The sequence below is a fragment of the Ruegeria sp. CDSB113 genome (assembly GCF_059611045.1).
The window spans coordinates 92198-115631 of record NZ_JBXWOU010000011.1 but is presented as its reverse complement, the minus strand read 5'-3'; the positions used below and the strand labels follow the sequence as shown (position 1 = coordinate 115631).

Here is a 23434-nt window from a genome sequence, read left to right as displayed (position 1 = left end):
TTACCAGCAGGCCATGCCTAGATACGCGCTGAAAGTCGAATACCAGGGGGAGCCGTTTGCCGGATGGCAGCGGCAAAAGGAATTGCCGTCTGTTCAAGGGGCAATCGAACAGGCCTTGTCATGTATTCAACCCGGCGATCACACCATTGCCGCGGCCGGGCGTACAGACGCGGGTGTGCACGCGCTGGGACAGGTTGCGCATTGTGATCTGACAAAGGACTGGGACCCGTTCCGCCTGTCTGAGGCGCTGAACTATCACCTTAAACCGCAGCCTGTTGCCATCGTTAAGGCGGCTCGAGTAGACGATGACTGGCATGCGCGGTTTTCAGCGCTGGAACGGCAATACCTGTTCCGTATCCTGATGCGCCGCGCACCTGCTACGCACGACGCTGGGCAGGTCTGGCGGATCAACCATCAACTGGACGTGGACGCAATGCAGGCGGGCGCGGATATGCTGATCGGGCGACATGATTTCACGACGTTCCGGTCTTCGATTTGTCAGGCTGCAAGCCCGGTCAAAACCCTGGATGAGCTGCGGGTCGAACAGGTTGAAGGCTTTTCTGGACCAGAAATCCATTTCCACGTCCGCGCCCGGTCTTTCCTGCACAACCAAGTGCGCAGCTTTGTTGGAACGCTTGAACGTGTCGGTGCCGGAACATGGTCGCCCGAAGACGTACGGGATGCGTTGGAGGCCACAGACCGCGCCGCTTGCGGGCCGGTATGTCCGCCGCAAGGGCTGTATCTGGCGCGGGTCAGGTACCCGGAGCCTGTGTTCGATTAAATCGCGCGCAACAGCAGACCGCTTGCAATCACGGCAATCAGCAGCCCCGCCACCAGTTCAATCGTCGGAGCCAGGACCGAGGCAAATCGCGTCGCCGAGGCTGAGGCCAGCAGCCCACCGCGCAGTCCGAACGAAGTCCACCCGACCAAGGTCGTGACCGTCGCCGTGCCAAGTGCCATGGCGAAAGCACCGGCAATGCCAGCCATTGCGATGCCCATCTGCCAGGTCAGGATCAGCACAAACAGCGCTCCGGTACAGGGACGTGCGGCAATCCCGGCGATCAGTACCGCGGCTTCGCGCAGGCTGCCGACTTGGGCCACTTCGTCGGCGGTGGGACCGTGGCGATGACCGCAATCTGCGCAGACGCCATGGTCATGGTCGTGATGTTTGTGGTCCTCGTCGTGCGGGTGGTGATGGTCGTGCTTGTGCTCATGATGATGGGCTTTTTCGCTGCGATGACGTCGCGCGAAACTGCGAATGGATCGAAAGATCAGCCACAATCCAATCGCCGCAATAGCACCATAGCTGATCGGGGCCATGACCCGTTCGGTGGTATCGACAAGGCTTGCCCGGGACATCTGGAACACCAGTACCCCGGCATAGACCAGAACAACCGCAGTGACTGCCTGCCCTAGGCTGGACAACAAGCTGATTGCAGACAAACGCAGGAACGCCACGTTGCGTCCCAACCCATAGCCACCAATCAAAACCTTACCGTGACCGGGGCCGATGGCGTGAAAAAAGCCGTAGGCAAAACAGACTGTCAGCAGCGTCGCTACAGCCTCGGGCTGTTCCGCGCGGGCTGCGCGTAGGGAACGCGCGATCTGATTTTGGAATTCGCGCTGCTCACCCGCAGCCCATGCGGCCAAGTGGTCAAAGCCACCGCTGCCCCAGAACCACAGCAGCAAACCAATGGAGATGGCGACAGGAATAATCAGGTACTTGGACATGAAAGGCGGATCTCGGTCGCAAAGTTTTCCCCGACCAGCGGGATATCGTTTTCTTCAAGGTCGTAGTCGGCATCCAGGGTCTGCAGGAACGCCTGCATCTGCGCCAGTTGCCCGTCAATATCCGCGTCAATCCGGCTGATCTGACAAGAGGTGGGTCCAGATACTGACACCGGGCGGGTCACTTCATAAGCCGTGTAGTAAGATTCATCATATGCTTTGGCGACGACGGCGGTTGCCGGCACTCCGCCGCCTTCCACCGCGCGCAGGTGGGTTGTCACGATACGGCCATCCTCGGTGGTCGCTTTGGCCTCCATCGGCCCTGACAAATCGACCGGCGTGCCATCGGCGAACACCACGAGATCGCCATTATATCCTTCGACCCACTGGGCATCAAAGCCGGACAGAAACTTTTCTTCGCTCTCGGTCAGAATGCCATCAGAATCCTGATCCAGCTTCATATCTTCAAGCTGAAACAAAGAGAAAAGCTCATCATACGCCCAAGTTACCCTGACATGGGTCAACTGGCCGCTGTCATCCACAATAAATTCCAGCCCGGTGTCGATAAAGACATGCGGGTGGGCCAATGCCGGAACCGGCAGGCAACAGGAGAAAAGGGTTATGAGCCATCGCATAGGCGAAAGATAGGGGCTTGGCCCGTGCCCGGCAACGTGTTTCGGCGGGCCTATGCATGAACCGGCCAAACCAGTCACTTCGGCGGGAACAAAACCAGTGTCTGCAACGCTGTTCCAACCGGGCCTTCGGTGTCGAACAGAACCGATTGCGACATCCCTATTCCTGACGGTTGCCAATGAGATACGGACTGCGAGGCCAACCAGTCCGATTTGGGTTCACGATGAATCTGGACCGTCAGATCGGTGTTCATGAACCCCATCTCGGACGTTGGTGCATTCCATGAAATCCCGTTGCCACAATCCGCCAGCGGGCATAGCGCTTGGATCGGCGATTGCGCCTCGTCTTCTAACAGCGATGGTGTGCGCATCCAGATTGTCTTTGGACCGGCTTTCTGGTTGCCACCCTTGGGGTAGAGAATGTCCGAATGGTTTGCGAACCCGGGCAGGTCGTGGCGCGTTTCGCCAATCGGAAATGGGCCGGTCACCGCATCGTCGAGTTCGGGCGTCGGCAACGTGATGTTCGGAACCGACCCCAAATCGCGACGCACCATGTGCATCGTGGTGGCCGTAGCGCACAGTGTGTCGTCCAGATCGTGCACAGTGACGCGGGTTGTGGCCAGCGTCTTGGTGTGTCGCGTAGTCTCCGCCGCCACACGCAGACCTGTCAGCGGCAGAGGGCGCAGCAAGTCCACGGTCAGCCGTGTCAGCATCTTTTCCGGCCCAACCTCTGTTTCGGCTGCACGAACGATCAGCCCCGCGACCGGGCCCGCATGGCAATGATCCGCAGACCACGGCCCGCGCGCGGGATCATTGCCGACAAAAGCTCCGTCAGCCCGAACGTGGAAATAGGCTTGTTCCTTCAGATCCGGTTTCAACACCACCTAAAACCTCAGACTTTTTCCTGGGTATGTTTTTTCAACTCGGCCCGCGCCACCTGACGGCGGTGTACCGCATCAGGCCCATCGGCCAGCCGCAAAGTACGAACATGGGTCCAGGCCGTCGCCAACGGCGTGTCTTGACTGACCCCCTGCCCGCCGAACATCTGAACGGCCTCATCGATGACTTTGAGTGCGACACGCGGGGCGACGACCTTGATCTGGCTGATCCAGGGAGCCGCCGCGCGGGCATCGCCCTGATCCATGTACCAGGCCGCTTTCAGGCACAGCAGGCGCGCCATTTCAATCTCCATCCGGCATTCGGCGATGATATCGAAGTTCGCCCCGAGTTGCGCCAGTTTCTTGCCGAAGGCTTCGCGCTGCAGCGATCGTTTGCACATCTGTTCCAGCGCCGTTTCAGCCTGACCGATTGCGCGCATACAGTGGTGGATACGGCCGGGCCCAAGGCGGCCTTGCGCGATCTCGAACCCGCGGCCTTCGCCCAACAGAATGCTCTCTGCTGGCACCCGGACGTTGGTAAAGCGAATATGCATGTGGCCGTGCGGGGCATCATCGTGGCCGTAAACCTGCATCGGTCGCAGAACCTCGATCCCAGGCGCATCAGCAGGCACAACAATCATCGACTGCCGCTTGTGTTTGGGTTGCTCGTCGCCTGCCGTCTTGACCATGACGATATAGACCTTGCAACGTGGATCACCCGCCCCCGATGACCACCATTTTTCCCCGTTCAGAACAAAGTCATCACCGTCCCGCACACAGGACATCGACACGTTCGTGGCATCCGATGACGCCACATCCGGCTCTGTCATCAAATACGCGGACCGGATATCGCCGTTCAGCAGGGGTTTCAGCCACTGCTCTTTCATCTGGTCCGTGCCGTAGCGCTCGAACACTTCCATATTACCGGTATCGGGGGCCGAACAGTTGAACACCTCGGCCCCAAGGGGTGTTTTGCCCATCTCTTCGGCGAAGTAAGCATACTCGACCGTGGTCAAACCAAAGCCCTTGTCGCTGTCGGTCAGCCAGTAGTTCCAAAGTCCGGCAGCCTTGGCTTTGGCTTTCAGTCCTTCCAGGATTTCAGCCTGACGTTCGGTGTACTGCCAGCGGTCGCCCTTATCGATTTCGGCCTGATATTCTTCTTCCAGCGGCATGATCTCATCCCGGATCATATCTGCCACACGTTGCAGCAGCGCGCGATTTTCTTCGCGCAGACCGAATGACATGTTCATGAGCTTTCCTCCTCAGGCCCAAAGAGCGGGCTTTACCTTTGAACAGAGAATGACTTAGCTGCCGATGGAATGTCTAGCTGTGTGACGGAACGTCAACTCAATCAAAATGAAATTGCGAGGGTGATTCATGGCGCTATTGATCGAAACCGGTCTGACCGACTGGATAAGCGATGATGACATCGCAAAAACGATCCGAAACATACACCCCGGCGCGGATGTGCGAACCCGGGAAACGATTGGAGATGCAAGCGAAATCACCATGGTCGCTGTTGTCGGCCTGAACAACGACCACCCCAAACGGCTGCCAAACCTGCAACTGGTCCAGAAACTGGGCGCGGGCGTCGAAACGATTGTTGGCAACCCGAGCCTGCCCGATCACGTCCGTATTGCGCGACTCAAGCCCGATGCGCCGGCGCAGGGCATTGCCGAGTGGTTCGTCGCCTATGTCCTTCACCATCAACGGAACATGGCATTTCACGAAGCAGCCCAGCGCAAGGCAGAATGGGTGCCCAAAGCGCCGGTATTCACGCCGGACACAATAGTGGGCGTTCTGGGCCTGGGCCATATCGGCGCCCGCAGCGCCAGGATGCTGCGCGCCATCGGATTTCAGGTCATGGGATGGAGCCGATCCCCGAAAGAGATCGAAGGCGTGACCTGCCTGCACGGCGAGGAAGCGCTGCCCACGTTGCTAGGCCAATGCGACCACGTTTGCGCCATTCTCCCGTCCACGCCGCAAACCGTTGGCTTGTTCGATGCGCAGATGCTGGCCGCTATGAAACCCGGTAGTCAACTGTTGAACGCAGGGCGTGGTGATCTGATTGACGAAAATGCGCTGATCGAGGCCTTGGACCGGGGAACGCCCGGCCACGCCGTTCTGGACGTAACCGGTACAGAACCCTTACCGTCAGACAGTCCGCTCTGGGCACACCCCAGCGTCACAATCACTCCGCATGTTTCTGGCTGGCACTTAGGTGAAGCACTGGCGGACGTTGCCGAGAATTTCCAACGGTTGTCCGCAGGAAAGCCCTTACTGCACGAAGTCGACCGCACACGCGGCTACTGAGCCGAAATTAGGGCGTCAGAACCCAGTTCCCGCCGGCGTCCCGGCAGTTGCGGGTTCTGACTTCGCGTGATTGTTCGGCCCCGGCGGGCACAATGAAATGCTGAAGATGCACGCAATTGTCCCGAACCTCGCGCACCCGAACAGTGCCTTTTGATCCGGTGTCATCGTTCGACCAAGTGCGCTCGGTTCCGACCTGAGGCGTTCCATCTGCCAACATCGCGTTGGTCGTGGCGTTGACGACACTATAGTCCTCGGGGCTCAAACCCATTTCTGCGATGATTCTCGAAAGTGGCTTGGCCTGTGCCAGTGAAACCGCGCCGATCATAACGGCTGCTGCAAAAAAGGGTGAAATCCAGGCTTTCATGATCTTCTCGCCTTGCTGAAATAAGTTTGGTCACAAGACTATACCGCCGGGGAACGGGGGCCAAGCCCCGCTGGCCGACCTTCAAATAATACCGAACAAACCTATCGCGACTCGGGTGCTAGGACCTCCGGGCCAATCCCCGCATAGTACCCCAAACACGAACCAGAGGCATGAAATGGCACAGCCCACCTATTATGCGCCCACAGGCGGACACCCCGGACAAGACCAGCTGCTGACCGACCGCGCCATGTTTACCGAAGCCTATGCGGTTATCCCCAAAGGCACCATGCGCGACATCGTTACCAGCAACCTGCCGTTCTGGGAGGGCACGCGGCTTTGGGTCCTGTCCCGCCCCCTCAGCGGATTTGCCGAGACGTTTTCGCAATACATCATGGAAGTTCAGCCTGGCGGCGGCAGCGACCACCCTGAAACTGACCCTCAGGCCCAGGGCGTTCTCTTTGTTGTCGAAGGTGAGGTGACCTTGACATTAGGTGGAGCTGTTCATGTTCTCGATACCGGCGGTTATGCCTATATCCCGTCCGGATCGGATTGGACCCTGCACAACCGCGCCGAAAAAACCGCCCGATTCCACTGGGTTCGCAAGGCATACGAGGCCGTTCCCGGCCTGCCTGCACCAGATCCGATCATCACCAATGAACGTGATGTATCGCCCGTCGTGATGCCCGGAACTGAGGGGCGCTGGTCCACGACCCGCTTCACCGATCCGCAGGATCTGCGTCATGACATGCACGTCAACATCGTCAATTTCGAACCCGGCGGTGTGATTCCCTTTGCCGAAACCCATGTCATGGAACACGGGTTGTACGTGCTGGAAGGCAAGGCAGTCTATCGGCTTAACCAGGATTGGGTCGAGGTAGAGGCCGGCGATTATATGTGGTTGCGCGCCTTCTGCCCGCAGGCCTGCTATGCGGGCGGGCCTGGGCGCTTTCGCTATCTGCTTTACAAGGATGTGAACCGGCACATGCCGTTGACACTGTCCAAACGCTAGGCTTTTAAACGCTTTATTTCGGTCAGGGGTTCACAGAAGCCTGTGAATCTGGTGAAATAACAGCAGTTTTTAGCACTGGAGATTGTTCAATGGTACTGCGTGTAACGATGCTGGCACTGGCAGCTGCAATTGGTTTGACGGCATTTGATGCAACACCTGTCGCCGCGAAGGAAGAAACAAAACAGGTTTCTGTCATGAGCCGTACCTGGGCGGTGACACAGGTCTCGGACGCTCCGGTCGTGTACCGTGCGACGCGCGACAACAACAACCTGAACCCCTTTGGCCCACCGCCGCGCTTGCGCACCATTCAGGCCATAGCCGCCTTTCAGCAAGCGACCGGGTGCAGACCGATCGTGGCCAGCATGTATCAGAACATTTCGGGTCAGTTCTTTTCGCAGGTTAGCTGCAACTGACCATAGGTCACAACGGGCATTGAGCTATTGGCAGAGCACTGCCATAGCTTGCGCATGAAACTTGCAATCAACGGATTCGGCCGTATTGGCCGCACAATCCTGCGGCAGCTGCTGGCTTTGCCGCAGGACACGGATATTGAGCTGGTTCTGATCAACGACATCGCCCCGCTTGAGACCTGCGCCTACCTGTTCAAATACGACAGTACATTCGGCCCCTACGCCGGCGCAGTAGAACAGGGCGACGCGGCGATCGTCGTCGATGGGCGTACAATCCCAATGACACACAGCCCCAATCTGGCACATGTCGACCTGTCGGATGTCGATGTTCTGATGGATTGCACCGGCGTTGCCCGTACCTCGGATGTGGCCAGTCAGGGCCTGACCGCCGGGGCCAGCAAAGTGCTAATCTCTGGCCCCTCGCCCGCGACCGAAATCACTATTGTTCTGGGCGCCAACGAAGATCAGTTGGGCAATGCTCGCATCGTGTCCAACGCGTCATGCACAACCAACGGGCTTGCGCCCTTGGTCAAAGTGCTGGACCAGATTGGTGGGATCGCGTCAGCCCATATGACCACGATTCACTGCTATACGAACAGCCAGCCTATGGTGGACGCGCCACGCGGCGATTTGGCCCGTTCGCGCGCGGGCGCGCTGTCTATGGTGCCGACCACGTCAAGCGCCACTCATCTGATCGACGAAGTCATGCCGCATTTGGCCGGCCGCATCTCGGGCGCTGCTGTTCGGGTCCCGACGGCCAGTGTATCCGCCATTGATCTGGTGGTAACGCTGGATCGCGGAATGTCGCCTGGGTTGTTCGAAGCCGAACTGCGCGCAGCCGTCCAGACATCGCCCGTGCTGGGCTGGACCGATTCCCCTCTGGTCTCGTCAGACCTGCGTACACGCCCAGAGTCGCTGGTTATCGCGGGACCCGAAACACGCATGGTCGGCGAACATCAGGTCCGTGTTTTCGGCTGGTATGACAATGAATGGGGATTTTCGGCGCGCATGCTGGATGTTGCCCGCCTTATGACAGATGGCTGAATTTGCGCGGGCGCAGCGGGCGGGCTTGCCCGCGCGCTGCTTGGCCAAACGGGTCACAAGCATCTTTGATGCGCATTGACCGGGCGGGAGAGCCCTATCCGCCTATGATCTCAAACGGGGCGTCAAACCAAAACTCCTCCAGATTAGCCCCCTCACCAATCCGATCAATCACAGCGAATAAGCCGGGCCCATGCAATGGGGTCAGCACCCCATGCCATGTGCCGCGAAAATAGTTCACACCCTGTCCGGGCCTGGTTACGAACGCCTGAGGAAGCCCGGGCTTCCCGCCCTCATCCGGGGCCACAACAACCAGAAAAGGCTGATGTGTCATTGGGATGAACGCCTGACTGCCCTCGGGGTGACGCTCAACCATATCCAGTTGAAAGGGCAAGGATCGTGGATTGGCGTTGAACAGATTGATCCCGGCGCGCCCGTCTGTGAAATCCAACCGCGCCAGATCGTGATATCGGCCACATTGCCCTTGATTGATGATCTTATCCGGATCACCGGTCACTTCGATCACATCCCCAAACGGGGCAAACGCCGAGGCCGTCAGCGGCGCGGTCGTAACGCGCGCAGTCATGAGCGTAAAACGTCCTGCAACCGGAATTCGGCGATCCTTTCGACCTGTCGGCAAGCCTCGGCGAATTCGGTGTCCTTATCCTGATCAATCCGCCGTTGAAACGCCTGAAGGATAGACGTTTTGTCGTGATCACGCACGGCGATGATAAACGGAAAACCGAATTTCTCGGTGTATTTCTGGTTCAAGCCCGTGAACATCGCACGCTCATCATCTGTCAGAGCATCCAACCCTGCCGAAGCCTGCTCGGACGTGCTTTCCTGCGTCAGCCGCTTTGCCTGCGCCAGCTTTCCGGCCAGATCCGGGTGCGCGGTCAGGACACCCATCCTTTCGTCCGCAGAGGCGGAACGGAACATGCGGGTCAATGCGCTGTGCAGCCCTCCGGCCGTGTCATGGGCCGGTCCCAATTCCAGCTCATAAGCCCGTTCAGCGATCCAGGCGGAATGCTCGAAGATGCCACCATACGCCGCCACGAACGCGTCCCGATCCATCTGGGCAGGCTTCGGATGCGGCGCTGCCGGATGGTGTTCCGCCCAGTGTTCGGCGATCTGCAACCGTGTTGCAAACCAGACATCAGAATAGCCGCGCGCGTATTCCAGAAACCGTTTCAACGCCATCACCCGGCCCGGTCGTCCGATCAGGCGGCAGTGCAAACCGATCGACAGCATCTTGGGCGCTCCGCCCTCGCCCTCGGCGTAAAGCGCATCAAAGCTGTCTTTCAGGTAGGAATAGAACTGGTCACCCGCATTGAAGCCCTGCGGCGTGGCAAAGCGCATGTCATTGCAATCCAGTGTATAGGGCACGATCAGCTGATCCCGCCCACCCGCTTGCACCCAATATGGCAGGTCGTCCGCATATGTATCGGCCACATAGGCAAATCCGCCCTCTTCTGCCACCAACTGAACAGTATTCTCGGAACAGCGCCCTGTGTACCAACCGCGCGGGCGTTCTCCGACGACCTCGGTGTGAAGACGGATAGCCTCGGCGATTTGTGCACGTTCTTCATCTGCCGGCATGTCTTTGTGCTCGACCCATTTCAAGCCATGACTGGCAATCTCCCACCCGGCGGCCTTCATCGCTGCCGTCTGATCCGGCGAGCGGGCCAGGGCTGTTGCAACTCCATAGACTGTGATCGGCAAGTCCTGCATCAACCGGTGCAGTCGCCAGAAACCAGCGCGAGAGCCGTACTCATAGATCGACTCCATGTTCCAATGGCGCTGGTCCGGCCATTGGGCGGCCCCCACGATTTCAGACAAGAACGCCTCGGACGCGGCATCGCCGTGCAGCACGCAATTTTCACCGCCCTCTTCGTAGTTCAGTACGATCTGAACGGCCAGCTTCGCGCCGCCCGGCCATTTTGCATCTGGCGGGTTGGCACCATATCCGATCATGTCACGAGGATAGCGAGAGGGCTGCATGGCATCTTCCATTCTTGATCTTTTGAATAGCCTTACCCCAGAAACACACCGATGATTATCAAATCAATCCGAACGCTGTTTCCGGTTCTTTCGGCATTTCCACTGTTTCAAACTTTGCGTCAGACTGTGACAAAGCAAAAGACAAATCAAAGGAGAGACCCGTGGCTGGCTATCTGACGACCCATGTTCTGGACACTGCACGCGGCTGCCCGGCTGAAGGATTGAAAATCGCACTCTACCGGGTGTCGGGGAACTCCCATCGCAAAATCGCCGAGATGGAGACCAATTCGGACGGTCGCACTGACAGCCCAATCTTGCCACAAGACTCTTTCAAAACTGGTACTTACGAGCTGGTTTTCTTCGCAGGAGACTATCTGCGCGCATCGGGCCAGGCTGCTGGTGACCCGCTGTTTCTTGATCAGGTGCCGCTCCGGTTTGGCATGTCTGATGCCGAGGCACATTATCACGTGCCCCTGCTGCTGTCCCCTTACGGCTATTCAACCTACCGGGGCAGTTAAACCGCGGGATGGGGCTGCCGCTAAGCGGCAGCTTTATTTGTCAGCTGATTCCGATCCACGCACGACCTTGCCGATCCGCGCAATCATGAAATCCATGAACAACCGCGCTTTGGGGTCCTGATGGCGGCGATGTGTGTATAGGCAGGCCATTTGAACAGACACCGGCGGCGTTTCGACCGCAACGGGGACCAGACGCCCCGAACTGAGGTGTTCGGCCACTTCAAAAACCGGTTTCATCGCGATCCCCTGCCCCGACAGCGCCCAGTCAGTCAGCACGTCACCGTCGTCACATTCGAACCGGCCAGAGACTGCGAACCGTTTGGGACCGTCAGGTGTTTCCAATTGCCACTGAAACTCGGTCGCGCCGGGAAACCTCAGGTTCAGGCATTCATGGCGCTGGGAAACCAGGTCCGCGCCGGTTTCTGGCATTCCCCGACGCTCGATATAGGCCGGTGCGGCGCAAAGCACGCGCTGACAGTCGGCGATCTTGCGAATACGCAAAGTACTGTCTTCGGGTTGGCCGATGAAAAAGGCCAGATCCAGACCCTCGGTCGTCAGATCAACGGATCTGTCCGTCAACCGCAGGCGCACATCGATCTCGGGATATTCCGCAAGGAAATCAGGTACGTGTGGCGCTAAGACCCTGCGCCCGACCCCTAGTGGGGCAGCCACAAACAGCGATCCGCGCGGTGCCTCAGTCAGGTGGACGACCTGCGCTTCGGCATCGTCTACCGCATCCAGAACAGCCACAGCACCCGGATAGAATGCCCGCCCCTGTTCTGTCGGGCTCAGGTTGCGCGTCGTTCTTTGAAACAGGCGCACGCCCAGATGATCTTCAAGCTGAGATATCCGCGCCGACGTCACCGCAGGCGAGATACGCAGGTCTCGCCCGGCGGCGGACATGCTGCCAAGGTCATAAACCCTGACAAAGGTACGGATGTTGTCGAGATAAGACATTTTTTCGTTTTTTTTGATACAGTTTGACAATATCAGGGAATACCGAAGAAAGTGCCCTTTGCCTAGTGTGTCGGCAACCAATCGGAGAGCTTTCTCATGTACGACTTCGCCGTGTTCTGGGACTGGATGGCTTTTGCCGTGCGCTGGCTGCACGTTATTACCGCCATTGCCTGGATCGGATCCTCATTTTATTTCATCGCGCTGGACCTTGGCCTGAACCGCGACATCCCCGGCCCGGCGGATGGCGAGGAATGGCAAGTACATGGCGGCGGTTTCTACCACATCCAGAAATATCTGGTTGCGCCCGAACGGATGCCGGAACACCTGGTTTGGTTCAAATGGGAAAGCTACGCGACTTGGCTCAGCGGGGCTGGGTTGCTGATGATCGTGTATTGGGTTGGCGGAGAACTGTATCTGATCGACGCCCAGAAAGCAGATCTGGCCCTGTGGCAAGGTATTCTGATTTCGGCCGCCTCGCTGACTGTCGGTTGGCTGATCTATGATTTCCTATGCAAATCAGGTCTAGGTGAACGTCCGACGCTTCTGATGGTGCTGCTGTTTGTGCTGCTGGTTGTTATGGGCTGGGGTTACAATCAGGTGTTTACCGGTCGTGCGATGATGCTGCATCTGGGTGCATTCACGGCCACGATCATGACGGCCAACGTGTTTTTCATCATCATGCCGAACCAGCGCATCGTAGTAGACGACCTGAAAAACGGGCGTACACCTGACCCCAAATATGGCAAGATCGCCAAGCTGCGCTCGACGCATAATAACTACCTGACGTTGCCGGTGGTGTTCCTGATGTTGTCGAACCACTACCCGCTGGCCTTTGCAACCGAATACAACTGGATCATCGCGGCTCTGGTCTTCCTGATGGGCGTCACCATTCGACACTACTTCAACACGCGCCACGCTCGGGCAGGCGATCCGACCTGGACATGGCTGGTGACCGCGTTGCTGTTCATCGCAATCATGTGGTTGTCGACCGCCCCCATGTACAAACCTCTGGAAGAGGCCGAAGCACAGCCACTGACACCGTTTGAACAGAAATACGCTGCCGCTGACGGATTTGAAGAGGCCCATGACGTCGTTCTTGGACGCTGTTCGATGTGCCACGCACGCGAACCGGTGTGGGAAGGCATTCTGTGGGCCCCCAAGGGCGTGTTACTGGAAACCGAGGGCGACATCGCCCGCAACGCCCAGCAAATCTATCTGCAGGCGGGGGTCAGCCATGCGATGCCTCCCGCAAACGTCACCTACATGGAGCCCGAGGACCGAGAGGCAATCATCCGCTGGTTCCGCAACGCCGGTTCCTGATCCCGAGACCGATCAATCACACAGGTCGCAAAATTCAGGCGACGCTGGATTTAGTCTTTTCCTGCAAGGACTCTGATGCTCTAACATGAATGTAATCAGCCGTTGCTTTGCAAAAAACGGCAAATGTGATTTCGAGTTGGGGCAGTTGGAGCTATCAGATGCCGGGGAGCAGGCCGCGCGCCTTTTTGAAGAGATGCCTTCTCGGCGCGATTGCAATGACCCTGCCGACCGCATTGGCCGCGCTGGAAACCACCTTAACAGCTCCGGGTGCTTCAAAGGAGCTTGTCGAGCGGATGGAGGAAACCTCCTCAGTTACGACGGCCGAATCTCGCGGGCTGGACACGCCGCTTGAGATCTTGTCGGCGGCGCTTTCGGATTATCGCACTCTCGTCCAAATTCTTTATGACGAAGGGTATTTCAGCCCAGTCGTAAGCATCAAACTGGATGGAAAAGAAGCAGCTGAGATCAGCTCGCTCAGCGTACCGGCGCAGATCAATAGCGCGGTAATCACGGTCAACACCGGCCCCAAGTTCACCTTTGGCGAAGCCATCGTACAACCGATAACGCCCGAAACAGTTCTGCCCGAGGAGTTTGCGGTCGGCAAACTTGCAACCACCGGCGCGATCCAACAAGCCGCGTCAGCTGGCGTGCAGGGTTGGCGCAACGCGGGTCATGCCAAGGCCGAAGTCGAAGGCCAGAAAGTCATTGCCCGCCATGCCGTGGCCAAGCTGGATGCCGAGATCGACCTTACCCCCGGCCCGCGCCTGAGATTTGGCAAAATGATCATCAAGGGCGACACCGATGTGCGCCAACGGTCAATCGAAAAGATCGCCGGGTTTCCGGCAGGCGAAGTATATTCGCCCGAGAAAATCCAGAAGGTCGGTACACGGTTGCGGCGGACCGGGACCTTCAACGTTGTTTCGATTGAAGAGAGGGACACTCCGAACCCGGACGGCACATTGGATTTCGACGCCACGTTTGAAGATTTACCCAAGCGCCGACTGACCTTTGGCGCCGAGATCGCGTCGCGCGACGGGGTAGACGTGACCGCGACCTGGACGCACCGCAACGTGTTCCGGCGTGCCGAACGCCTGCGGTTCGAGGCGGCAGTCCGTAATATCGGCGGTGCCGAGGATATCGACGGCCGGATCGGCTTGCGTCTGGATCAGCCCGACCGGCTTGGTCCCGATGACAGCACTTTCTGGAACGCGCTTCTGGAACGGCGCAACACAGAAAATTACAATGTCACCGTTGCGTCGCTGGCCTACGGTGCCCGGCGCACGTTCTCTGATCGGCTATATGCCGAAGCCTCAGCCGGGTTTCAGTGGTCCAGTGCGGATGACGCCTATGGCGATGACCGCAGATTCCGATATTTCATCCTTCCTTTGCGTTCGGAATGGGACGAGCGCGACAGTAAGGTCAGCGCAACGCGCGGCTTTTATCTGGACGCGCAGATCACGCCCTTTGCTGGTCTGTCCGAAACCGAAAGCGGCATACGCATGTTCTTTGACGGACGCGGCTATACCAGCCTTGGCACCGGTGGACGGCTGGTTCTGGCCGGTCGCGTACAACTGGGATCGGTGCTCGGGCCGTCACCGGACGGTGTTACACCAGATTTCCTGTTCTTCTCGGGCGGTGCCGGAACCGTTCGGGGGCAACCTTACGAAAGTCTTGGCATCCCTGTCGGCACTGGTATTGCAGGCGGCAAATCTTTCCTTGGTCTTTCCGCCGAGGTGCGCGGCAAAGTCACCGAAGCCATATCTCTGGTCGGGTTTTATGACTACGGTACGGTGGACACATCCTCATTCATCGGCAGCGGCGCAGAATATCACGCGGGTGCCGGGCTTGGGGTTCGGTATGATCTGGGCGGATTTGGTCCGTTGCGGCTGGATCTGGCCGTTCCAGTGCAGGGTGACACCGGCGACGGATTGCAGTTTTACATCGGGATCGGACAAGCATTTTGATTGGACGTCGCGCATATCCGTTATTGATTTCGGGGCTGATGCTGTCTGCCCCTCTGCCACTTGCCGCGCAGGAGGAAGGCGGCAGCATGCTGGAGAATTTCCTGCAGGATACGCTCTCTGGCGACGACCAAAACGTGACCGTAAAGGGCCTGCAGGGCGCCCTGAGCGCGCGCGCGACGATTGAAGAGATCACAGTTGCCGATGATGAAGGTGTTTGGCTGACCATCAAGGACGCCGAACTTGACTGGAACCGTCTGGCGCTGATCCGCGGCCGGTTTTCGGTCAACTCTCTGACTGCGCAGGAAATCGATATTGCCCGTGCGCCGGGCACAACGACCAAGGCAGAACCACCTGCTTCGGCGGAAACGCAACCGTTTCAACTGCCCGAACTGCCAGTTTCCGTCGAAATCGGTGAAATCCGGGTGGATGAGTTGTCTCTTGGTGAGCCGCTGATCGGTGTCGCCGCTGATCTGAGCGTGACAGGCAACCTGTCGCTGGCAGATGGGGCGCTGGACACCAATCTGGATGTAATCCGACTGGATCGCGCAGGTGATGAGATCAAGCTGGCCGCTGGTTTCCAGAACTCAACAAGTGAGATCAATCTGGATTTGCAAGTGAACGAGGCCTCTGGCGGTCTGATTTCAACCGCGCTGAAAATCCCTGACAGCCCACCGATCGGCCTCACGGCCAAAGGCGCGGGCCCGCTGTCGGATTTCACTGCCGATATCGGGCTGAGCAGCGACAACCAGATGCGCGTCACTGGGCAGGTTCAGCTGCAGGCGGCCGAGGGCGGCGCAGCGGACGGTATTGCGTTCACCGCTGATCTGAACGGCGATCTGACACCCTTTCTGGGGGAGGACATCGATCCGTTCTTCGGCCCAAAATCACGGCTTTTTGTGGATGGCCAGACCAAGCCCGAAGGCGCGCTGGACATCTCGGATCTGGAACTCACCACGCAGGCGCTGGATCTGAAAGGTGAATTGCAACTGGCTGAAGGCGGCACTCTGCAACTGGCCGCCCTGCAAGGGCGCATTACCCCACCGGATGGGGAAGCCGTCGTGCTGCCGGTGGCAGGAGGCGACACATCGCTCAAGGCGGCACAGATTTCAGCGCTGTTTGACCGCCAGAACGGCAACCTTTGGGATCTGAGCCTGACGGCCAACGAATTCGCATCTCCGCAGGCCAAGCTGGGTGATGCCCGGATCACCGCACAAGGCACCCTGGATCAGGGCGAGGTTCTGACAGTTGATGGCGACGTTCAAATCGCGGTCGGCGGAATAGACATGGCCGATGACGCGCTGACCACAGCTTTGGGCGATCGCATCACGCTTGATGGCCAGTTCGACTATAGCAGCGACCAATCGCTGAACCTATCGGGGTTCGAGCTTGTGGGGTCTGATTACACATTAGCGCTGGACGCGCTGATCTCAGGTCTGACCAGCGGCTTGACGGTCGACGGTACGGCCAAGCTGGACGCAACTGACCTGTCGCGCTTTTCGGATCTTGCCAAGCTGGACCTTGGCGGGCAGGTCTCGGCCAGCGTGACCGGAAAAGGTTCACCGCTGGAACGCAGCTTTGACGGCAAAGTCATGGTTCAGGGCCGCGACTTGTCTACTGGCCGTGACGATATCGACCCGGTTATCACCGGAGAGACCACGATCACTCTGGACGCAAGCCGCGGCACAGACGGCATAACTATCCGTGAATTCGATCTGGACAGTGAGGCCGCCAAAGCCGTGGCCAGCGGTGTTGTGACGACGCCCGACGGCAACCTGACCATTGATGGGCAGGCCCGGGTCAACGCATCGGATTTGTCGGTCTTCTCTGGCTTGGCAAAACGCGACCTTGGCGGTTCACTACAGGCCACCGTGAACGGCACAGGCACGGTACAAACGCTGGAATTTGACGGCACGGCCAGCGTGACAGGTCAGAACATCAAGACCGGTATGGCCGATATCGACCCTCTGCTGACCGGCAGAACCGAGATCGAATGGGACGGTGCCAGAACCGAAGACAGCATCGATATCCGCAGCGCTTCGGTGAATGGCCGCGCCATTAGCGCACAGGTTCAGGCAACCGTCGACGACCCTACCGGAGATCTGGCGGCAGATGGGCAAGCGCAATTGAGCGTGCCGAACCTGTCCCTGTTTTCCGGTTTGGCCGGGCGTGATCTGGCGGGTTCGATCGCGGCAAACGTGCAAGGCAACGGTACCCTGTCTACCCGAGCCTTCGATGTTCAAGGTAATCTCGATGCCAACGACATTCAGACCGGCATCGAGGCCGTGGACAAGCTGATTCAGGGCCAGACGACCCTGTCCGTAGATGCACAGAATGGGGAAGATGGCCTTAGCATTCAAACGTTCCGCCTGAACGGAACGGCCATAACCGCGACGGCTTCGGGCAAGCTGGACCGTCAAGCGGGCGGGCTGGATTTCTCGGTCAAATTGGACGATCTGGCGCGGGTGTTGAACACGATGTCCGGTCCACTGACGTTGGATGGAAACGTTGCCCCGACATCCAAGGGCGTGGAAGGCACGGTCAACCTGAATGGCCCCGACAGCTCATACGCCAAGCTTGCCGGAACGGTCGACAGCGATGGGTCGGCGGATCTGGACTTTGACGCCAAATTCAACCGGATCGAGCGTTTTATACCTGAGTTTCCGGGTACAGTGGCCGCCAATGGCAGCGCCAAGCGCGACAAGGGTGTCTGGACAATCGACGCTCAGGCCGACGGGCCTGCGGATATTAGCAGCAAAGTCTCGGGCACCTTCGACGAAAGCAACGGCGAAGCCGACATGAAAGCCGTTGGCGGAGTAAATCTTGGCATTGCCAATATCTTTATCAAGCCCAACAAGATCGACGGCAGCGCTCGCTATGACCTTACTCTGTCGGGCAAACCCGCACTGGAATCCCTGTCCGGATCAATCACCACGTCAGGTACGTCCCTGGCAATTCCCGGCGCGGGACAGACGATCACAGGCATCAGCGGATCGGTCCAACTTGCAAATAGCCGCGCCACTATTTCCCTGAGTGGCGGACCACGGGCAGGCGGCAATTTTACCGTCAGCGGGCCTGTAGACCTTTCACCACCATTCAATGCCAATATCACGACCGCCCTTAACAGCCTCGTACTGACCGATCAGTTGCTGTATGAAACCACGCTGAACGGGCAAATTGCGATGACCGGGGCGCTGGCGGGTAACAGCTCGATCGCTGGGCAGATCACGTTTGGCGAAACCAACATCAACCTAGCGGCCGCATCAGGTGCCGTGGGGGCGGCACCCGTCCCGGATATCGTGCATGTGAATGAAAGCGCGGCTGGCTATGTGACCCGTGAACGCGCGGGCCTCGTCCAAAAGGAAGACGGCAATAAAAGCGATTCTCGTATCGCCCTGGATGTCAGTCTTTTGGCGCCCAAGGCCGTGTTTGTCCGCGGGCGTGGCGTCAACGCTGAGCTGGGTGGAAGAATAAACATCGGCGGCACCACGTCCTCGGTCATCCCATCGGGTCAGATCGAACTGATCCGTGGTAACTTTGACATTCTGGGGCGCAGGCTGGCCCTGACCAAGGGCATTGTGACGCTGCAAGGGGACCTGACGCCCTATATCGAGTTCGAATCCTCGACCAGCACCTCTGATGGGACCGCAACGATCGAGATCGCCGGACCACTAGACTCGCCTGAGGTTAACGTCTTTTCTGACCCTGAGCGTCCGGCCGAGGAAGCGCTGGCAATGCTGTTGTTCGGCAATCGCTTCTCAGAGTTGTCACCGTTCGTAATCGCTCAGATGGCGGCCTCGCTGGCACAACTCAGCGGCGCTGGCGGAGACGCGACCAAAGGCCTGCGCGAGTCAACGGGCGTCGACACCGTGGACATCGGCGTGTCCGACGGTGGCGCGGGTCGGCTCGGCGCCGGGGCGTATCTAAGCGACAACCTCTACACCGACTTCACCGTCAACACCGAAGGCGACACCGAGGTGAACCTGAACTTGGATGTCACCGACAGTTTCACCGTGAAAGGCACTGTAGATGGCCGGGGTGAGACCGGGGTCGGGGTCTTCTTTTCACGCGACTACTAAGCAGGCCTTAGGTCACTTTCTGCGGATGCCTATCTGCTGCCCGACCTCTGGGGCCGGGTCTAGCGCCGCATGATCCTTTACCATGCGCTGTAAGCGTGTGACTGCCCAATCCGGATAGGCAACCGACCTGCCGGTCGTGTGGCTGACATTCATGAACAACGCTTCCTGCGTGGCACAAACGGCGCCGTCCTTTTCCGACACCAACTGCGCAAAAAAGTGGCCGCGTTTGTGATCTGCGTCCAGCATCCGAAACCGGATGCTGAAGGCCTCGCCTTCCAGAATTTCGCGCAGGAAATTCATGTGGGATTGCAAAATATAAGGTCCCTGCCCCATCGCATTGACCTGCGCCTCACCCAGCCCAAGGTGATCCACCATCAACAGCTCTAGCGCATTGTCGAAAGCGACGCCGTAGTAGCCCACGTTCATGTGACCGTTATAGTCAATCCACTCGGGGCGCGCCTTGAAACCGCGGAATTCAAGCGGGGTATCATAGGGTCCATCATGTCCGGCCAGCGTTTCAGGCGTCAGTTGCATCAGGTGCTCCTTCTTGGCTCTCAAAGATCGCGACCGCGCGAATAAATCCAGCTGAGGCCCCTTTGATCTTGAACGGGAAACAGGAAATCTCGAACCCGGTGGGCGGCAAGGTTTCAAGGTTCGTCAGTTTTTCCATGTGACAATACCCAACCTCCATCGAGGCCCGGTGCCCTTCCCAAATAATCGATGCGTCTTGCGTTTCAGCATATTCCTGCGCGGTCAAGGGAAACGGTGCGTCCCAGCTCCAGGCGTCAGTTCCTGTCACGCGAACCCCGCGTTTGGTCAGATACAGCGTTGCCTCGCGCCCTATGCCGCATCCTTTGGCCAGATAGTCCGGATGCCCATAACGCGTGCCAGCCGAGGTATTCACGACGACGATATCCAGCGGCTGCAATTCGTGACCAATCCGTTTCAACTCGGCTTCGACATCGGCGGCGGTCGCCACATAACCATCGTCGAAATGTCGAAAGTCCAGTTTCACGCCGGGGTTCATGCACCATTCCAGCGGCACTTCGTCGATGGTGATCGCCCTCTCACCGTTATTCATGGTCGAGTGGTGGTGGTAAGGCGCATCCAGATGGGTGCCGTTATGCGTGGCGATCTGAAGGCGTTCGATGGCCCAGCCCTCGCCGCCGGGCAAGTCATCTTTCTGCAGGCCCGGAAAAAAGGACATGACTTGTTCGGCGGTCTGGTCATGGGCCAGATATTCGATTTCGGGTAACATGATCGGCGGGTCCGACAGGATGCCGGTTTCCAACGGAACTGACAGATCGACGAACCGGCGTGCCATGTAAAACTCCTCCACCAAGAACGGTGACAGGGTTGGCCGCAGGTAAGCTGCTGTCAAGGAAAGAAAAAGGCGACCCAAGGGCCGCCTTTCCAAGACTGTACGTGACGGATTTACTCCGCCGCGATGGCGTCTTCGATCTTTTCAACGCGAATGGCCGAGAACTTGAACTCGGGGATCTTGCCGTACGGGTCGATGGCCGAGTTGGTTAGGATATTCGCCGCCGCCTCGACATAGGCGAACGGAATGAACACCATATCTTCGGCGATCGCCCGGTCGGCTCGAACCATAATTTCGATCGAGCCGCGCCGCGTGGTGAGACGGATCATTTCGCCCGGCTCGATCCCCATCAGTTTCAGCTGGCGCGGGTTCATCGAACAGTTTGCTTCCGGTTCCACAGCATCCAGAACGTTGGACCGGCGAGTCATCGACCCGGTGTGCCAGTGTTCCAGCTGACGGCCGGTTGTGGCAATCATCGGGTATTCCTCATCCGGCGCTTCATCCGGCGGGATGACACTGGCGGGGGTGAACTTGGCCCGTCCATCTGTCCGCGGGAAGCCATCACCGAACACGATCGCCTGTCCCGGATCGGTTTCACTGAGCGACGGATAGGTGATCGTCTCGGTCTCAAGCCGCTCCCAGGTGATGTTGTCGAGTGACGCCATGGTCAGCTTCATCTCATCAAACACCTGGCTTACATCGGTGTAATCCCAGTTCAGCCCGATGCGCTGCGCAAGCTCGACGGTGATTTTCCAGTCCTCACGCGCCTCACCCGGAGGTGCCACAGCCGGACGCACGCGCTGAACCTGACGGTTGGTGTTCGACACGGTGCCGTTCTTTTCATACAACGCCGAGGCAGGCAGGATGATGTCGGCATAGTTGGCCGTTTCGGTCAGGAAGATATCCTGCACGATCATCAGCTCCAACTTTGCCAAAGCTTCCCGTGCGTGACCAACATCAGGGTCGGACATAGCCGGGTTTTCACCCTGAATATACATACCCTTGATGTTGCCCGCATAGGCCTGATCAATGATCTCGGTGACGGTCAGGCCCTTCTCGTTAGAGAAGTCGTCCGAGTTCCAGACGTTGTTGAATTTGGCCCTAATGCCGTCATCCATAACCGACTGATAATCCGGCAGGAACATCGGGATCAGACCCGCGTCAGACGCGCCCTGCACGTTGTTCTGGCCACGCAGCGGGTGCAGACCCGCGCCGGGTTTACCAACATTGCCGGTCATCAATGCCAGCGAGATCAGGCATCGCGAGTTATCGGTGCCGTGAATGTGCTGACTGACGCCCATACCCCAGAAGATCAGACCAGCCTTGGCCTGTGCGAAGGTACGCGCGACACGGCGCAACTGATCCGGCTCAATGCCGCAAATCGGCGCCATCGCTTCGGGCGTGAAGGCGCGCAGATGCTCTTTCTCGGCTTCCCAGTTCTCGGTCCAGCGGTGGATGTACTGGCTGTCGTACAGTTCCTCTTCGACGATCACGTTCATGATCGCGTTGAGCATCGAGACATCAGCACCTGGACGGAACTGCAGCATTTCGTCTGCGAACTTGCGCATACCAACGCCGCGCGGGTCCATCACGATCAGTTTGCCACCGCGCTTGGTGAACTGCTTGAAGTAGGTTGCCGCCACGGGGTGGTTTTCGATCGGGTTGGCCCCGATGATGATAACCACATCCGAGTTCTCGACCTCGTTAAAGGTGGCGGTCACCGCGCCTGAGCCCACGTTCTCGATCAGCGCCGCCACGGACGAGGCATGGCACAGACGGGTGCAGTGGTCGACGTTGTTGTGCTTGAAGCCCTGACGAATGAACTTCTGGAAAAGATAAGCTTCTTCGTTGGTGCATTTGGCCGAACCAAAGCCAGCGACGTTGCGCGGATCTTCATCACGCAGCGCCTTCAGCTTGGTGGCCGCCAGATCCATTGCCTCTTCCCAAGTCGCCTCGCGGAAATGAGTGCCCAGATTGCCCGGATCGACATTCAACCCCTTTGCAGGCGCATCCTCACGCCGGATCAGTGGCTTGGTCAAGCGGTGTGGATGGTGGATGTAGTCGAAACCAAAGCGGCCTTTGACACACAAGCGGCCTTCGTTGGCCGGGCCGTTGATGCCTTCGACATATTTGACCTTGCCGTCTTTGACCTTCAGCGAAACCTTACAGCCGACGCCGCAGAACGGGCAGACACTTTCGGTTTCGCTATCGTAAGCCTTGCTGTCCCCCTGCTGCTGATCGTCCAGAACAGTGGTTGGCATCAATGCACCGGTCGGGCAGGCTTGAACACATTCACCGCATGCGACACAGGTCGAATCCCCCATCGGGTCGTTCTGATCAAACACCACCTGCGCGGTGTGTCCGCGACCGGCCATGCCGATCACGTCATTCACCTGCACGTCGCGACAAGCACGGACACAGAGGTTGCAGTTGATGCAAGCATCCAGATTGACGCGCATCGCAACGTGGCTGTCATCCAGCAGAGGGATCTTCTCGGCCTCTTTCGCCGGGAAGCGACTGTCGCTGACATCGTTCAGCTTGGCCATATCCCAGAAATGGCTAGATTTATCGTGCGCCTCTTCGGGTTGGTCGGCGACCAACAATTCCATGACCATTGCGCGCGATTTCTCGGCCCTGTCGCTATCGGTTTTTACCACCATTCCGTCCGCAGCCGGACGGATGCACGAGGCGACCAGAGTGCGCTCGCCTTCCACCTCGACCATACAGGCGCGGCAATTGCCGTCGGGTTTATAGCCCGGTTGCGGCTTGTGGCAGAGGTGCGGAATGGTAAATCCCTGCCCCTTGGCGGCTTCCCAGATGGTCCAGCCCTCGGGCACGGTGACGTCATCGCCGTTCAGGTTGAAGGTGACGGTCTTGGTTGGGCTTGCATCAAGCATGGCTC

Annotated in this window: 20 protein-coding genes; 9 read left to right on the top strand and 11 right to left on the bottom strand. The window is 58.5% G+C overall.

The genetic code is table 11. The annotated features are described in order from the left end of the window. Positions 1-13: 13 nt before the first annotated feature. Positions 14-781, top strand: coding sequence for a tRNA pseudouridine(38-40) synthase TruA (gene truA / locus AC2FIS_RS17720; RefSeq protein WP_496774696.1), 768 nt, complete (start codon positions 14-16; stop codon positions 779-781). Here the strand turns inward: truA and AC2FIS_RS17715 are convergent. The 4 genes from AC2FIS_RS17715 to AC2FIS_RS17700 form a co-directional block, all read right to left on the bottom strand. Further along, positions 778-1731, bottom strand: a complete 954-nt coding sequence (locus tag AC2FIS_RS17715; protein WP_496774694.1) for a nickel/cobalt transporter — start codon at positions 1729-1731, stop codon at positions 778-780. The genes truA and AC2FIS_RS17715 overlap by 4 nt on opposite strands. Then, positions 1716-2363, bottom strand: coding sequence for a DUF1007 family protein (locus AC2FIS_RS17710; RefSeq protein WP_496774693.1), 648 nt, complete (start codon positions 2361-2363; stop codon positions 1716-1718). Before AC2FIS_RS17710 ends, AC2FIS_RS17715 begins: the two co-directional genes overlap by 16 nt. Positions 2364-2437: 74 nt before the next feature. Continuing rightward, positions 2438-3244, bottom strand: a complete 807-nt coding sequence (locus AC2FIS_RS17705; RefSeq protein WP_496774692.1) for a thioesterase family protein — start codon at positions 3242-3244, stop codon at positions 2438-2440. A gap of 8 nt (positions 3245-3252) precedes the next feature. Then, on the bottom strand, positions 3253-4488 hold the full coding sequence (locus AC2FIS_RS17700) for an acyl-CoA dehydrogenase family protein (RefSeq protein WP_496774691.1): 1236 nt from the start codon (positions 4486-4488) through the stop codon (positions 3253-3255). 127 nt (positions 4489-4615) lie between these two features. On the opposite strand from AC2FIS_RS17700, the gene AC2FIS_RS17695 reads away from it, so the two are divergent. Further along, the gene (locus AC2FIS_RS17695) at positions 4616-5551 is read left to right on the top strand and encodes a 2-hydroxyacid dehydrogenase (RefSeq protein ID WP_496774690.1); all 936 of its coding nucleotides are present in this window, start codon (positions 4616-4618) and stop codon (positions 5549-5551) included. Between the two features lie 7 nt (positions 5552-5558). Here the strand turns inward: AC2FIS_RS17695 and AC2FIS_RS17690 are convergent, their stop codons facing one another. Next, positions 5559-5915, bottom strand: a complete 357-nt coding sequence (locus tag AC2FIS_RS17690) for a hypothetical protein (RefSeq protein WP_496774689.1) — start codon at positions 5913-5915, stop codon at positions 5559-5561. A 175-nt stretch (positions 5916-6090) separates the two neighbouring features. Between AC2FIS_RS17690 and AC2FIS_RS17685 the strand changes: the two genes are divergently transcribed. From AC2FIS_RS17685 to AC2FIS_RS17675, 3 genes are all read left to right on the top strand, one after another. Next, entirely contained in the window at positions 6091-6924 is an 834-nt protein-coding gene (locus AC2FIS_RS17685) for a bifunctional allantoicase/(S)-ureidoglycine aminohydrolase (RefSeq protein ID WP_496774688.1), read from the top strand. A gap of 89 nt (positions 6925-7013) precedes the next feature. Next, a complete protein-coding gene (locus tag AC2FIS_RS17680) occupies positions 7014-7337 on the top strand; it encodes a hypothetical protein (RefSeq protein WP_058273193.1) in 324 nt (107 codons plus the stop codon). A gap of 54 nt (positions 7338-7391) precedes the next feature. After that, positions 7392-8378: a type I glyceraldehyde-3-phosphate dehydrogenase gene (locus AC2FIS_RS17675; protein ID WP_496774687.1), complete on the top strand. Its 987-nt coding sequence runs from the start codon at positions 7392-7394 to the stop codon at positions 8376-8378. A 94-nt stretch (positions 8379-8472) separates the two neighbouring features. On the opposite strand, the gene AC2FIS_RS17670 is transcribed toward AC2FIS_RS17675, so the two are convergent. Together AC2FIS_RS17670 and puuE are read right to left on the bottom strand one after the other, a co-directional pair. Next, positions 8473-8961 carry an ureidoglycolate lyase gene (locus AC2FIS_RS17670; RefSeq protein ID WP_496774686.1) on the bottom strand — a complete coding sequence of 163 codons (489 nt, stop codon included), beginning with the start codon at positions 8959-8961 and terminating at the stop codon, positions 8473-8475. Next, positions 8958-10376, bottom strand: coding sequence for an allantoinase PuuE (gene puuE, locus AC2FIS_RS17665; RefSeq protein ID WP_496774685.1), 1419 nt, complete (start codon positions 10374-10376; stop codon positions 8958-8960). The genes AC2FIS_RS17670 and puuE overlap by 4 nt, the downstream gene beginning before the upstream one ends. A gap of 161 nt (positions 10377-10537) precedes the next feature. Here puuE and uraH point away from each other — a divergent pair, with 161 nt between their 5' ends. Beyond that, a complete protein-coding gene (gene uraH / locus AC2FIS_RS17660) occupies positions 10538-10894 on the top strand; it encodes a hydroxyisourate hydrolase (protein ID WP_496774684.1) in 357 nt (118 codons plus the stop codon). Positions 10895-10927: 33 nt separating this feature from the next. On the opposite strand, the gene AC2FIS_RS17655 is transcribed toward uraH, so the two are convergent. After that, positions 10928-11851 carry a LysR family transcriptional regulator gene (locus tag AC2FIS_RS17655; protein ID WP_496774683.1) on the bottom strand — a complete coding sequence of 308 codons (924 nt, stop codon included), beginning with the start codon at positions 11849-11851 and terminating at the stop codon, positions 10928-10930. 96 nt (positions 11852-11947) lie between these two features. Here AC2FIS_RS17655 and AC2FIS_RS17650 point away from each other — a divergent pair, with 96 nt between their 5' ends. From AC2FIS_RS17650 to AC2FIS_RS17640, 3 genes are all read left to right on the top strand, one after another. Next, positions 11948-13171 (top strand): urate hydroxylase PuuD, encoded by a 1224-nt coding sequence (locus AC2FIS_RS17650; RefSeq protein WP_113791601.1) that lies wholly within the window; start codon positions 11948-11950, stop codon positions 13169-13171. 215 nt (positions 13172-13386) lie between these two features. Beyond that, positions 13387-15135, top strand: coding sequence for an autotransporter assembly complex protein TamA (locus AC2FIS_RS17645; RefSeq protein ID WP_496774681.1), 1749 nt, complete (start codon positions 13387-13389; stop codon positions 15133-15135). A 38-nt stretch (positions 15136-15173) separates the two neighbouring features. Beyond that, on the top strand, positions 15174-19211 hold the full coding sequence (locus tag AC2FIS_RS17640) for a translocation/assembly module TamB domain-containing protein (protein ID WP_496774680.1): 4038 nt from the start codon (positions 15174-15176) through the stop codon (positions 19209-19211). Between the two features lie 12 nt (positions 19212-19223). Here the strand turns inward: AC2FIS_RS17640 and AC2FIS_RS17635 are convergent, their stop codons facing one another. From AC2FIS_RS17635 to fdhF, 3 genes are all read right to left on the bottom strand, one after another. Beyond that, positions 19224-19745, bottom strand: coding sequence for a thioesterase family protein (locus tag AC2FIS_RS17635; protein WP_496774678.1), 522 nt, complete (start codon positions 19743-19745; stop codon positions 19224-19226). Continuing rightward, complete coding sequence (locus AC2FIS_RS17630; protein ID WP_496774677.1) at positions 19729-20535, bottom strand: cyclase family protein; 807 nt, start codon at positions 20533-20535, stop codon at positions 19729-19731. Before AC2FIS_RS17630 ends, AC2FIS_RS17635 begins: the two co-directional genes overlap by 17 nt. A gap of 110 nt (positions 20536-20645) precedes the next feature. Beyond that, positions 20646-23429 (bottom strand): formate dehydrogenase subunit alpha, encoded by a 2784-nt coding sequence (fdhF, locus tag AC2FIS_RS17625; RefSeq protein ID WP_496774675.1) that lies wholly within the window; start codon positions 23427-23429, stop codon positions 20646-20648. Between the last annotated feature and the right edge of the window lie 5 nt (positions 23430-23434).

What these genes read in the sequence shown, in the direction of transcription:
- truA (WP_496774696.1), top strand. Translation starts at nt 14, where the DNA reads ATGCCTAGATACGCGCTGAAAGTCGAATACCAGGGGGAGCCGTTTGCC.
- AC2FIS_RS17715 (WP_496774694.1), bottom strand. Translation starts at nt 1,731, where the DNA reads ATGTCCAAGTACCTGATTATTCCTGTCGCCATCTCCATTGGTTTGCTG.
- AC2FIS_RS17710 (WP_496774693.1), bottom strand. Translation starts at nt 2,363, where the DNA reads ATGCGATGGCTCATAACCCTTTTCTCCTGTTGCCTGCCGGTTCCGGCA.
- AC2FIS_RS17700 (WP_496774691.1), bottom strand. Translation starts at nt 4,488, where the DNA reads ATGAACATGTCATTCGGTCTGCGCGAAGAAAATCGCGCGCTGCTGCAA.
- AC2FIS_RS17695 (WP_496774690.1), top strand. Translation starts at nt 4,616, where the DNA reads ATGGCGCTATTGATCGAAACCGGTCTGACCGACTGGATAAGCGATGAT.
- AC2FIS_RS17690 (WP_496774689.1), bottom strand. Translation starts at nt 5,915, where the DNA reads ATGAAAGCCTGGATTTCACCCTTTTTTGCAGCAGCCGTTATGATCGGC.
- AC2FIS_RS17685 (WP_496774688.1), top strand. Translation starts at nt 6,091, where the DNA reads ATGGCACAGCCCACCTATTATGCGCCCACAGGCGGACACCCCGGACAA.
- AC2FIS_RS17680 (WP_058273193.1), top strand. Translation starts at nt 7,014, where the DNA reads ATGGTACTGCGTGTAACGATGCTGGCACTGGCAGCTGCAATTGGTTTG.
- AC2FIS_RS17675 (WP_496774687.1), top strand. Translation starts at nt 7,392, where the DNA reads ATGAAACTTGCAATCAACGGATTCGGCCGTATTGGCCGCACAATCCTG.
- AC2FIS_RS17670 (WP_496774686.1), bottom strand. Translation starts at nt 8,961, where the DNA reads ATGACTGCGCGCGTTACGACCGCGCCGCTGACGGCCTCGGCGTTTGCC.
- puuE (WP_496774685.1), bottom strand. Translation starts at nt 10,376, where the DNA reads ATGCAGCCCTCTCGCTATCCTCGTGACATGATCGGATATGGTGCCAAC.
- AC2FIS_RS17655 (WP_496774683.1), bottom strand. Translation starts at nt 11,851, where the DNA reads ATGTCTTATCTCGACAACATCCGTACCTTTGTCAGGGTTTATGACCTT.
- AC2FIS_RS17650 (WP_113791601.1), top strand. Translation starts at nt 11,948, where the DNA reads ATGTACGACTTCGCCGTGTTCTGGGACTGGATGGCTTTTGCCGTGCGC.
- AC2FIS_RS17645 (WP_496774681.1), top strand. Translation starts at nt 13,387, where the DNA reads ATGACCCTGCCGACCGCATTGGCCGCGCTGGAAACCACCTTAACAGCT.
- AC2FIS_RS17640 (WP_496774680.1), top strand. Translation starts at nt 15,174, where the DNA reads ATGCTGTCTGCCCCTCTGCCACTTGCCGCGCAGGAGGAAGGCGGCAGC.
- AC2FIS_RS17635 (WP_496774678.1), bottom strand. Translation starts at nt 19,745, where the DNA reads ATGCAACTGACGCCTGAAACGCTGGCCGGACATGATGGACCCTATGAT.
- AC2FIS_RS17630 (WP_496774677.1), bottom strand. Translation starts at nt 20,535, where the DNA reads ATGGCACGCCGGTTCGTCGATCTGTCAGTTCCGTTGGAAACCGGCATC.
- fdhF (WP_496774675.1), bottom strand. Translation starts at nt 23,429, where the DNA reads ATGCTTGATGCAAGCCCAACCAAGACCGTCACCTTCAACCTGAACGGC.